The sequence below is a fragment of the Lacinutrix sp. Hel_I_90 genome (assembly GCF_000934685.1).
Taxonomy (GTDB): Bacteria; Bacteroidota; Bacteroidia; order Flavobacteriales; family Flavobacteriaceae; genus Lacinutrix.
This window is the reverse complement of record NZ_JYNQ01000001.1, coordinates 1,907,490-1,919,617: the sequence shown is the minus strand read 5'-3', so window position 1 is coordinate 1,919,617 and position 12,128 is coordinate 1,907,490. Positions and strand designations below refer to the sequence as shown.

Here is a 12,128-nt window from a genome sequence, read left to right as displayed (position 1 = left end):
ATGAACAAAAAATACTGGCCTTTGATTATGGGAGCTGCAATTGCGGTAGGTATTTTTATTGGTGGAAATCTTGATTTTAATGATACTTCAGATCGCCTGTTTACTTCAAATAGTAAAAAAGATAAACTTAATCGACTTATCGATTATATAGATCATGAATATGTTGAAGACGTGAATACGGATAGTATTGTTGATGTTACGGTCAACGGGATTCTGCATAATTTAGATCCGCATTCGGTGTATATTCCAAAAGACGAATTACAGGGTGTTACAGAAAATATGAAAGGCGATTTTGTTGGTATTGGCATTAGTTTTTATACCTATAAAGATACCATAACCGTTATTAGGACCATTGAAAAAGGGCCTAGCGAACGTGCTGGTTTAAAAGGGGGTGATCGTATTATCTCTGCTGATGGTGATTCGCTTTTTGGTCGTGATTTAAGTAATGGTGATTTGATTAAACGGTTAAAAGGCCCTAGAGATAGTAAGGTTATTTTAGAAGTCATTAGAAGAGGTGAAGCGAAGGCTTTAATATTTGAGGTTCAAAGAGAGGATATTCCCATTCGAAGTGTGGATGCCGGGTATATGCTAACCAAAACATTGGGGTACATAAAAATAAACCGTTTTGCCGAATCTACGTATAAAGAATTTAAGCGCGAATTAACCAAATTAGAAAAGAAAGGGGCCTGTTCATTAGCTTTAGATTTACGCAATAATCCTGGTGGGTTTTTAGGTATTGCTGAACAAATTGTAGACGAATTTTTGGAAAAAGATAAGCTTATTTTATTTACAAAAAATAAAAGAGGGGTCATAGAAAAAAGTTTTGCTACAAAAAGAGGTTCTTTTGAAGACGGGCACGTGTACGTTTTGATCGATGAAAATTCTGCCTCAGCCAGTGAGATTGTAGCAGGAGCTTTGCAAGACAATGATAAAGGGACCATTGTGGGTCGCCGTTCGTATGGTAAAGGCTTGGTGCAACGCGAAATGCAATTGGGCGATGGAAGTGCCGTGAGATTAACCGTTTCAAGATATTATACCCCAACAGGGCGCTCCATTCAACGGGCTTATGAAAAAGGCAGTAATGATTATTTTGATGATTTTTATGCGCGTTTAGATAGTGGTGAATTACTCGATCAAGAAAAAATAGAAGTGGATGACTCTCTAAAGTTTACTACTCCAAAAGGGAAAGTGGTTTATGGCGGTGGTGGCATCATTCCAGATGTTTTTGTGCCCTTAGATGAAGGGATGCAAAATGAAACAGTATCCTTTTTAAGACGCCGTGGTTACATTAGTAACTTCGCTTTTGAAATGCTGGAAAACGACCGTTCAGTCTTTAATGATTTGTCTCGGGAGGCGTTTATTTCAAATTATCAGGTAAGTAATGAAGCGATCGAAGCGTTTCAGGATTATTTGAATATAAAACGAAAAACGACGGTAGTTTTTGTCGCCTATAAAGAAGAGATTAAGCAATATCTAAAGGCTGCGTTAGCCAATCAACTTTATGGTTTTGGAGCTTATGAAGAAGTTTTAAACCAAAAAGATGCCATGGTTAAGGAGGTGATTAATTTAAGCAACGGCGAGTGTGAAGACTGATGAGTGCTTAATCGTTATTACTAGTGTTTTTTTATTGAGCGGAATACTCCTAAGACTTTTTGATACCAGTGCCTTAACTTTTCTTAATCGCGGTATTTTGGTAAACCATATCGTAGTAAAAACCGCAGACATCAAAAAGCAGTTAAAAATCACGAGGTCAAAAGTATTTAGGAGACAGCTTAAATGGTTTTTGTTTACAAAACAACTTCATAACTTTTGTTGGGTTGCCTTTGGGTCCAGTTATTTAATTTTCGTTCTGGTTAAGGTGTTATAACTTATCGTGAACTTTGGTCTGCTTGCCGTTGTTCCACAGCGTTAAAATATCTGTGGCAACATGAGCACCACTGCCTGAAGCGATAGCAAACTGACTGCGCCAACCAGCTAAAGTACCCGCAACATAGAGATTCTCTTTAATAAGATGATCGACGTTTTCTAGCCAAATGCGATTTTTTTCAAGTGCTGCTTTTGGATGTGGCTTAATATAGTTTTCTAAGCCTTTAATGCTTAGTAGATTCGTGTAACCTACTGCAATAACCACGCGTTTTGAAAGGTATTCCTTCTTGTTCGTCGTCACTAAAAAACCATCAGAGGTTTGAAGTATAGCAGTCGCCTTTTCTTTTTCAATTTGAAGAACCTCAGGATATAATTCTGCCAATTGTTCTTTACCACTCTCCAGTAAGTCTTTTCCTAATGTGCCAGGTTTTAAACCCAAAACATTATTAAATAACGCATTTTGTAAGTGAGACGTTTTTTGATGGCTGAGAATCGCTACTTTTTTGCCTTGTGCAAATGGTTTTTGTAAACCAGAGCCTAAAATTAAAGCGCATGATAAACCAGCGGCTCCACCTCCTATAATTAATGTGTCAAGCATCATTTGCCTTTGCTTTTCTTTTCAATTTTTTTTGAAATCCGTAAGATTTGAAGCAATAAAATAGCACAAAGTGACGCGAAAATGGTGATTAAAGCAACCACACTTTCGCCTTGAAAAAGCATATCAAAATTTATTTTAGTTGCGTTATATATAATTAATACAATCGCAATACCGCTTAAAATGAGTGTAAATAGTTTCATAATACAAAGTTAAGCAAAAAGAATTTTAATGTTAGCTGCAAATAATTTTACAGAGATGGCAAGTAAAACCACACCAAATACTTTTCTGATAATATTAATACCATTTTGGCCTATTAATTTTTCAATCCTGTTAGAGGTTTTTAAAACAATATAGATAACAATCACGTTCATTAATACTGCAGCAATAATATTTTCTGTAGCATATTCTGCTCTTAGTGAAAGTAAAGTGGTTAAACTTCCTGGACCAGCAATTAATGGAAATGCCAATGGAAATACAGAAGCAGTCATTGGGTTTGTAGCCTCTTCTTTATATAGCGTAATGCCTAAAATCATTTCTAAGGCTATAAAAAAGAGGATAAGAGAACCTGCAACGGCAAACGAGCTAACATCGATGCCAATAAGGTTTAAAATACTCTTACCTAAGAATAAAAACGCAATTAAAATAACACCAGCAATAACGGATGCTTTTTCACTTTGTATGTGCCCCGCTTTTTTGCGCAGGTCTATGATAATTGGAACATTTCCAATAATGTCAATAACAGCAAACAGCACCATAAATACTGTAAGAATTTCTTTAAAATTAAAGGTCATAACCGTAAGGTTTTAAATTTTCGGCAAAAGTACTTCTAAATAAGTGATTTACAAATAAATTTTATGAGTTTATTTGTGTTATAATTTTGAAAGTTTTCGACGTATATTTGCATCGAATTAGAGATGTAAAACCCATGTTTCAACTTGGAAAAACAATAGTTTCTGAAGCTATTATAGAAAACGATTTTTTGTGCAACCTTTCCGCATGCAAAGGAGCTTGTTGTATAGACGGTGACGCCGGTGCGCCTTTAACAGAAGAGGAGGCCGAAACGCTTGAAGCTATTTATCCCAAAGTAAAACCATATTTACGCAAGGCCGGTATTGCCGTGATTGAGGCTCAAGGCACGTCTATAAAAACGGCTTTTGGTGAGTTAGAAACACCGCTAATAAATGGAGCAGATTGTGCTTATGTCATTTACGATAAAAGAAAAACGGCACTTTGCGGTATAGAAGAGGCGTATAATCAAGGTCAGATTACCTGGAAAAAACCGATTTCTTGTCATTTATACCCTGTTCGTGTTAAAGAGTATAGTGAATTTTCAGCCGTGAATTATGACAAATGGGATATCTGTGATGATGCTTGTTCTTTAGGAAAAGAATTGCAAGTGCCCATTTATAAGTTTGTAAAAGAAGCACTTATTAGAAAATTTGGTGAAGATTGGTACAACGAATTGGAGAAAGTTGCAGAGACCATGAAATAATTAAGGTTTAAGCAGCCCGCAATTTAAAAATTTCTTTTTTTTTGAAAAAACAAGTGTCGTACGCGTGCCGATAATTATTTGTTTTTATACCAATAGGCGATAGATAGTTTATAATAATGGTGCTGCTATTTATGGTAGTCTGTATAAATTCATGATTTCTAATGCTTCTGCAACAGCAATTTCTTTTTCAGTAGAAATCATTAAAATTTCTGCAATCAATTGAGGTAATTCATAGGATTCAACTGCTCATTATTATTAAGGTAGCGTTTAATAGAATGTACTGCATTGGAACTAAAATGCGGAGTCATTGAACCGCCTTATAAATCATGCTTTAAAGGTTGTATTTTTTGCACACTTTTAAGTTGGCTATTGCTATAAAAAGAAAGAATAATCCTTTGGCAATAAACTAATAAACCAACAAATAGGGTTGGTGTTTTTTTTGTTGTCTTCTAATTTTAGAGCCAATTAAGACGCCTCTTTTTAAGTATATGTGATCGGTTAATAAATTTCTCATTTTTAAATAGTTATGTTATTTTTATAGCTATGGGTTGTTGTAAGAAGTGAATATCACAAGCAATCACATTTTTTATTTTAAAACTGTTTAAAAGGTTGTTAAAATATGAAAGCGCTATAACGGCAGTGAAACCGACTTGTAGGTGTACATTTCAACAATTGATGTTAAAAACTTTAAAAAGATTTAGGGTAAACCCCCTATTAAAATCATAGATTATTTCCAATCTTTGTTAGTCCCAAGAAAGAGCATTTTTTAGCCTAAATTAATTATAGAAAAACCCAAAAAATTATGTCGCAAGTAGTCGAGCCAATATTAGCAGAAAATAAAGATAGATTTGTAATATTTCCTATTCAACACCACGATTTGTGGGAATGGTATAAGAAATCGATGGCAAGTATCTGGACTGCTGAGGAAATTGATTTACACCAGGATATAACAGATTGGTCTAATAAGTTAACAGACGACGAACGCTATTTTATTAAACACGTTTTAGCCTTTTTTGCAGCGAGTGACGGTATTGTAAACGAGAATTTAGCTGAAAACTTTGTGAATGAAGTACAATACAGTGAGGCGAAATTTTTCTATGGTTTCCAGATTATGATGGAAAATGTGCATAGTGAGACTTACTCGTTGTTAATTGATACTTATGTAAAAGACGATAAAGAAAAAGACAACCTATTTAATGCGATTGAAACCTTCCCGGCAATTAAAAAGAAAGCAGATTGGGCACTTAAATGGATTGACTCTCCCAGCTTTTCAGAGCGTTTAATTGCTTTTGCAGCGGTAGAAGGTATTTTCTTTTCGGGATCGTTTTGCTCAATTTTCTGGTTAAAAAAACGTGGCTTAATGCCGGGATTAACATTCTCCAATGAGTTAATCTCTAGAGACGAAGGTATGCATTGTGATTTTGCAGTACACTTACATGAAAATCATTTAGTGAATAAAGTACCAAAAGAACGTATTAAAGAAATTATTGTTGATGCGCTTAATATAGAGCGTGAATTTATTACAGAGTCCTTACCAGTGAGCTTAATTGGAATGAACGCTAATTTAATGACGCAATATTTAGAATTTGTTACCGATTCTTTATTAGACGATTTAGGTTGTGAAAAAGTGTATAACACAACAAATCCTTTTGATTTTATGGATATGATTTCGCTTCAAGGTAAAACAAACTTCTTCGAAAAACGCGTAGGAGATTACCAAAAAGCAGGCGTGATGAATAAAGAAGTAGACGAGGATAAATACAATATGGATTTCGATTTTTAATATCGAAAGCAATTCGAGAAAAATAATAGTAGTATTGGCTTTATGTTTCCGGGAGCTCACCATAGCTTCAGATGAAACCTCTGTATCCAATTTTATATTCAATAAAAATAAACTAAACAATAATCTGCTGTTGATCAGGTTGTTATGTTTTAGAATAATCAACTAACCGCTTTTCTGATCGTGGGCTCAGCAAAGGATAAAAATTAAATGTGTAAAGTATGTATGTAATCAAAAGAGATGGGAGAAAAGAACAAATAATGTTCGATAAAATTACGGCACGTGTTCGTAAATTGTGCTACGGATTAAACGAATTAGTCGATCCCTTAAAAGTAGCCATGCGTGTTATTGAAGGACTCTACGATGGTGTAACAACCAGCGAATTAGATAATTTAGCAGCTGAAACGGCAGCGACTATGACAACAGCACACCCTGATTATGCACGATTAGCAGCGCGTATTTCGGTATCTAACTTACACAAGAACACAAAGAAAACATTTAGCGAAGTCATGCATGATTTGTATACTTACGTGAACCCTAGAACAGGAAAAGAAGCGCCTTTATTAAGTGATGAGGTGTACAGCGTTATACAGGAAAATAAAGAGGTTTTAGACTCTACCATTATTTATAACCGCGATTTTGGATACGATTATTTTGGGTTTAAAACCTTAGAACGTTCCTACCTTTTAAAACTAAACGGTCAAATCGCAGAGCGTCCACAACACATGTTAATGCGCGTTTCATTAGGAATTCATTTAAACGATTTAGAATCTGCTATTGAAACCTATGAGTTGATGTCCAAAAAATACTTTACACACGCGACACCAACCCTTTTTAATTCGGGAACACCTAAACCACAAATGTCATCTTGTTTTCTTTTAACAGTAAAAGATGATAGTATTGATGGAATATACGATACATTAAAACAAACCGCTAAGATTTCACAGTCTGCAGGAGGGATAGGTTTATCTATTCATAATGTGCGTGCGACTGGGAGTTATATTGCAGGTACAAATGGAACCTCTAATGGTATTGTACCCATGCTAAAAGTGTTTAATGATACGGCACGTTACGTAGATCAAGGTGGCGGAAAACGCAAAGGAAGTTTTGCAATGTATATTGAGCCTTGGCACGCAGATATTATGAGTTTCTTAGATTTAAAGAAAAATCATGGTGCTGAAGAACTACGTGCGCGTGATTTATTCTATGCGATGTGGATGCCAGATTTATTCATGAAACGCGTACAGGAAAATGCAGAATGGACTTTAATGTGCCCTAACGAATGCCCAGGATTATGCGACGTACACAGTGAAGAATTTGATGCCTTATACATTAAATACGAAACGGAAGGCAAAGGTAGAAAAACCATTAAAGCACGTGAGCTTTGGGAGAAAATTTTAGAATCTCAAATTGAAACGGGAACACCATATATGTTGTATAAAGATGCAGCAAACCGTAAGTCTAATCAGAAAAATTTAGGAACCATTCGTTCTTCAAATTTATGTACGGAGATTATGGAATATACCTCTCCAGATGAGGTCGCTGTTTGTAATCTAGCGTCTATTGCATTACCAATGTTTATAAAAAATGGTGAATTTGATCATAAAGAGTTATTCAGAATTACAAAACGAGTAACCAAGAATTTAAACAGAGTTATTGATAGAAATTACTACCCTGTAAAAGAAGCTGAAAACTCAAATATGCGCCACAGACCGGTTGGTATTGGGGTTCAAGGTTTAGCAGATGCCTTTATCAAATTGCGTTTACCATTTACTAGTGACGAAGCGAAAGCGTTAAATCAAGAGATTTTTGAAACTTTATATTTTGCTGCGGTTACAGCAAGTATGGAAGAAGCAAAAGCAGACGGGCCTTACGAAAGTTATAAAGGGTCGCCAATAAGCGAAGGGAAATTTCAGCATAACTTATGGAACATTCAAGAAGACACCTTAAGTGGTCGTTGGGATTGGGAGAAGTTAAGAAAAGAAGTTAAAAAGCATGGGGTACGTAACTCGTTATTAGTTGCACCAATGCCAACGGCTTCGACCTCTCAAATTTTAGGAAATAATGAATGTTTCGAGCCTTATACATCTAACATTTATACGCGTCGTGTATTGTCTGGCGAGTTTATTGTTGTGAACAAACATTTACTTGAAGATTTAATAGAATTAGACCTTTGGAATGAAGAGTTGAAAAACGAAATCATGAGAGCTAATGGCTCTATTCAAGCAGTAGATGGGATACCTGCAGATATTAAAGCGCTCTATAAAACAGTTTGGGAAATGAGCATGAAAGATATTATCGATATGTCTCGTCAGCGTGGTTATTTTATAGATCAATCGCAATCGCTTAATTTATTCTTAGAAGGCGCAACGATGGCAAAATTAACATCCATGCACTTTTATGCTTGGCAGAGTGGTTTAAAAACAGGGATGTATTATTTACGTACTAAGAGTGCCGTAGATGCTAAGAAAATGACATTAACTAAAGAAAGAAAAGCAGAACCAGTAGCTCGGGAAGCGACAGTAAATAATGACGGTATAGCACAAAAGCAACAAAAAGCTGCTAAAACAGCACAGACCTTTGCAAAGCAAAAACCAGAAAACCTTGAGGTGGAGCCCTTGAGTGCCGAAGAAATGAAAGCTTTAATCGCACAAGCAAAAGAAGCAGAAGGAGACGACTGTTTAATGTGCGGCAGCTAAATTCCTGCGACGGTAGAAATCTCATGAAAACTGATATAATCATGATTTTTTCTGTTAAGAAAACCAAGCCAAGCGAGAGTGAGGCAAATAAAAAACGCTTTAATTAAAGCGCTTAAATTAAGTGTTATTACCAAAAAGCATCCTTTTCAGGATGCTTTTTTATTTCTACAGGAGTATTACCTAAGAAAATACTATATTGAAATCCCAAATAGATAAAACCGAGTTTATGGAAATCCCTGCAGAACTACTATTAGAACCTACAACGCCAAAATGTACCCATTGCGAGCATGCGATTACGCAAGAAACAGCCTTTTGTCCAGAATGTGGATATCCCGAAAAAGGCACAGAGCAAGATGTCGCTAAATTTTATGCCAGACGCGCCATGGCTAAAAATCAAAATAGGGATGCAGCAGAAAAAATAAATTCTGCGAGAAACACACTTTTTGTAATTGCAGGTGTTGTTATGTTGTTTGGGTTTATAAGTTTTTTTCGATACGACGATTTTACCCTACTGATCGCCAACTTTATCGTATGTTCCATTTATATTTTATTGGGATTTTGGACGAAACAAAAGCCTTTAATAGCCTTGTTGTTAGGTTTGTTGCTTTATGTCACAACTGTCGTTATCTCGGCCATTATTGATCCGGTAACTTTGTTGGGAGGGATTCTTTGGAAAGTATTAATTATTGGTTATTTAGGTAAAGGCATCTATTCAGCATCATCAATCAAACAGGAACACGAATGATTGTGCAATGCAGAAATTGTAACACGACATTTGAAACTGCTGTAAAATTTTGTACTACCTGCGGGCAATCAGTTCTCAAAGGAGATAATGAAAAACGAATAAGTAACTTAAATCTTATTATAGGTTTTTATAGTGCCCATTTACTTTTCATTGCTTTTGTGTATTTTTTAACGAATGCCTATCCAGAAAACTTTGCGGTAGATCTCATTATTGAAATTGGTTTCGCACTATTAGTGTTGGGTTTTGTTGCTTTAGATTTTAAGAACATTCTAAAACTTTATAATTTTAAACATCTTAATTGGAAGCACTTAAGCGTTGCTATTGTTTTTCCAATCTTTTCAAGCAGTCTGGTTTACCTTTTAATAGAAGGATTTAATTTTTTGATTGATGATGGCGCTTCTACTAACTATTTTGAAAGCTATTTGTATCTAGAAAACCCCTTGTTTTGGTCTATTCTCTTTATCGCTATTACACCACCCATTTTTGAAGAACTCGCCTTTAGAGGCTTCCTATTTAATAAACTAAGAAAAGTTACGAGTGAAAAAATGACGATTATTGCAACCGCATTTCTGTTTGCACTAATTCACTTTTCGTTTATTTCCTTTTTATGGATTTTCCCTTTTGGATTATTATTAGGTTATTTAAGAAGTAAGTACAATACACTTTGGTTAGGAATTATTATTCACTTTTTTCATAATTTAATTGTACTGTTGTTGGATTACTATAATTATTATACTGTTTTAGAATAAAAAAAGCACCCTTAATAAGGATGCTTTTTCGATTATAATAAACTTTGATTATTAATCTGTAGTTGATACTTCATCATCCATTAAAGCAAAAAACTTGTTAATGTTTGGTAGAATGATAATGCGTGTTCTTCTATTTTTAGAACGACTCTCACGAGTATCGTTATCTGTTAGTGGTTGATAACTACTACGACCAGCAGCAATTAGTTTTGCAGGATCAACATTATATCGGTCTTGTAATTTTCTTACCACTGAAGTTGCTCTTAAGACACTTAAATCCCAGTTATCTTTTACTTTTTCAGTATTAATGGTTCTACTATCTGTGTGGCCCTCAACCATAACCTCTATTGAAGGCTCAGAGTTGATAACGTCTGCTAATTTTTGTAGAATATTATTCGCTTTATTACTAATGCGATAGCTACCACTGTTGAATAACATTTTATCTGAAATAGAAATCATTACCACTGTTTCTTCAATATTGATAGCAATATCATCAGTTTCATCTAAAGTAGAAGTATCTATGGTTTTTTTCAAGTTATAGGACACAGCCAAATTCATTGAGTCTTTAAGCGTTGTTGCTTGACTCACTAAAGAAGGGTCTACCTGCTTAAGCGTTTCACGCATTTTGCGTTTAGTTACGTTTGAAATTACAGCAGCATTACCAACAGCATCAAACTTAACGTCGTTTTCTTCAGTTAAAGTACCCACCTCATCGGTTAAAGAACTTATTGTTGAATTATACTGATCAACACGAGCTTCAATTTCAGCGAATTTTTCTTCTAACTCTTCTTTTTCAACTTTTGTTTTGGTAAGTTCACTAACGACTTCTCCTTTTTCTTGTTCTAGAGCCATGTATTTCTTTTTTGAAACACAGCTAGCTAATGTAATGATTGCAAATAATGCGATTGAAGTTTTTTTAATAGTCATAATTAAGTATTGGATTTGTATTTAGATACGGACATAAACTTTATATAGACGTTGGAAGGGTCAATTTTTAGAATACTTTAACATTAATATTAATTATCTTCAACCTTTAAAACTATAGCTGTAATGAATAAGGATAGGCTTAAAGAAGTCGCGTTAGTATTTTTTAAATTAGGCTGTTTTGCTTTTGGAGGTCCGGCAGCACACATCGCTATGATGGAAGAAGAGGTTGTCACCAAACGCAAATGGATGACAAGAGACTATTTTCTAGACCTTATTGGCGCAACAAATTTAATTCCTGGTCCTAATTCAACAGAAATGACAATGCATTGCGGCTATGAACGGGCAGGGAAAAAAGGACTTTTTGTTGCTGGGGTCGCCTTTATTTTTCCAGCGATTTTAATTACAGGGATTCTGGCTTATTTGTATATTAAATACGGAAGCTTACCCGAGGTCACCCCTTTTGTTTTTGGTATCAAACCAGCCGTTTTAGCGATTATAGCTTCTGCTGTTTTTAAATTGGGTAAAAAAGCCGTTAAAACGATGGAACTAGCAGCTTTGGGAGCTCTGGTCTTAATAGTGAGTCTGCTGGGTGTTAATGAAATTATAGCCTTATTGGCTGCAGGGATTTTTGGGATGGCCTATTTTTACATTAAAGAAAAAAGTAAAACTAAATTACAAAGTTTTTTACCCTTCACTTTGTTTGCAACTTCTGGGCTTTCCCTATTTAAAATAGGGACACTAAACGTTTTTTTAACCTTTTTAAAAGTTGGGGCTATTTTATACGGTAGCGGTTATGTGCTATTTGCTTATTTAGACGCCGAATTGGTGACCAAAGGCTGGTTAACAAGAGCAGAACTTATAGATGCTATAGCTGTTGGGCAATTTACACCTGGACCAGTATTGTCTACTTCTACCTTTATTGGCTATCAGTTATCTGGTTTTCCTGGTGCACTAGCAGCAACAGCAGGTATTTTTTTGCCTTCCTTTTTATTTGTTTTAGTATTGAACCCCTTGATTCCTAGAATGCAAAAATCTAAAGTGTTACGCTACTTTTTAGACAGTGTAAATGTGGCAGCAGTGGCGGTTATGCTCGCTGTTCTTATTATTATGGCAAAAGAAACCCTAGTAGATTGGAAAGCCATTGCTATCGCGCTTATTGCTGTTTATTTAACCTTTGGAACAAAAATAAGTCCGATTTGGAATATAATTATAGGCGCTGTTTTGGGCTTTTTACTCATTCGTTTTTTTTAAAATAAAAGAGGCTGTCTAAAAAGA

The 12,128-nt window shown here is 35.1% G+C and carries 11 protein-coding genes; 7 read left to right on the top strand and 4 right to left on the bottom strand.

All coding sequences use genetic code 11. The features are described 5' to 3' along the window. The gene (locus GQ46_RS08505; RefSeq protein ID WP_044400540.1) at positions 1-1,593 is read left to right on the top strand and encodes a S41 family peptidase; all 1,593 of its coding nucleotides are present in this window, start codon (positions 1-3) and stop codon (positions 1,591-1,593) included. A gap of 268 nt (positions 1,594-1,861) precedes the next feature. Here the strand turns inward: GQ46_RS08505 and GQ46_RS08495 are convergent, their stop codons facing one another. Genes GQ46_RS08495 through GQ46_RS08485 form a run of 3 tightly spaced genes read right to left on the bottom strand, consistent with a single transcriptional unit; the run spans position 1,862 to position 3,255 of the window. Further along, positions 1,862-2,464, bottom strand: coding sequence for an FAD-dependent oxidoreductase (locus tag GQ46_RS08495; RefSeq protein WP_044404768.1), 603 nt, complete (start codon positions 2,462-2,464; stop codon positions 1,862-1,864). Beyond that, positions 2,464-2,664 carry a hypothetical protein gene (locus GQ46_RS08490; protein WP_044400534.1) on the bottom strand — a complete coding sequence of 67 codons (201 nt, stop codon included), beginning with the start codon at positions 2,662-2,664 and terminating at the stop codon, positions 2,464-2,466. Before GQ46_RS08490 ends, GQ46_RS08495 begins: the two co-directional genes overlap by 1 nt. A 9-nt stretch (positions 2,665-2,673) precedes the next feature. Beyond that, the gene (locus GQ46_RS08485; protein ID WP_044400531.1) at positions 2,674-3,255 is read right to left on the bottom strand and encodes a MarC family protein; all 582 of its coding nucleotides are present in this window, start codon (positions 3,253-3,255) and stop codon (positions 2,674-2,676) included. Between the two features lie 134 nt (positions 3,256-3,389). Here GQ46_RS08485 and GQ46_RS08480 point away from each other — a divergent pair, with 134 nt between their 5' ends. The 5 genes from GQ46_RS08480 to GQ46_RS08460 all read left to right on the top strand — a co-directional run bounded on the left by GQ46_RS08480 (position 3,390) and on the right by GQ46_RS08460 (position 9,929). Then, a complete protein-coding gene (locus GQ46_RS08480) occupies positions 3,390-3,956 on the top strand; it encodes a DUF3109 family protein (RefSeq protein WP_044400528.1) in 567 nt (188 codons plus the stop codon). An 802-nt stretch (positions 3,957-4,758) separates the two neighbouring features. After that, positions 4,759-5,739 carry a ribonucleotide-diphosphate reductase subunit beta gene (locus GQ46_RS08475; protein ID WP_044400525.1) on the top strand — a complete coding sequence of 327 codons (981 nt, stop codon included), beginning with the start codon at positions 4,759-4,761 and terminating at the stop codon, positions 5,737-5,739. A gap of 218 nt (positions 5,740-5,957) precedes the next feature. After that, positions 5,958-8,435, top strand: coding sequence for a ribonucleoside-diphosphate reductase subunit alpha (locus GQ46_RS08470; protein WP_044400522.1), 2,478 nt, complete (start codon positions 5,958-5,960; stop codon positions 8,433-8,435). A 196-nt stretch (positions 8,436-8,631) separates the two neighbouring features. Further along, positions 8,632-9,180, top strand: a complete 549-nt coding sequence (locus GQ46_RS08465; protein ID WP_044400519.1) for a zinc ribbon domain-containing protein — start codon at positions 8,632-8,634, stop codon at positions 9,178-9,180. Continuing rightward, a complete protein-coding gene (locus tag GQ46_RS08460; RefSeq protein WP_044400516.1) occupies positions 9,177-9,929 on the top strand; it encodes a CPBP family intramembrane glutamic endopeptidase in 753 nt (250 codons plus the stop codon). The genes GQ46_RS08465 and GQ46_RS08460 overlap by 4 nt, the downstream gene beginning before the upstream one ends. Before the next feature lie 51 nt (positions 9,930-9,980). Here the strand turns inward: GQ46_RS08460 and GQ46_RS08455 are convergent, their stop codons facing one another. Continuing rightward, positions 9,981-10,847, bottom strand: coding sequence for an OmpA family protein (locus GQ46_RS08455; protein ID WP_044404766.1), 867 nt, complete (start codon positions 10,845-10,847; stop codon positions 9,981-9,983). 129 nt (positions 10,848-10,976) lie between these two features. Here GQ46_RS08455 and chrA point away from each other — a divergent pair, with 129 nt between their 5' ends. Further along, positions 10,977-12,104: a chromate efflux transporter gene (gene chrA, locus GQ46_RS08450; RefSeq protein WP_044400513.1), complete on the top strand. Its 1,128-nt coding sequence runs from the start codon at positions 10,977-10,979 to the stop codon at positions 12,102-12,104. The last annotated feature ends 24 nt before the right edge of the window (positions 12,105-12,128 follow it).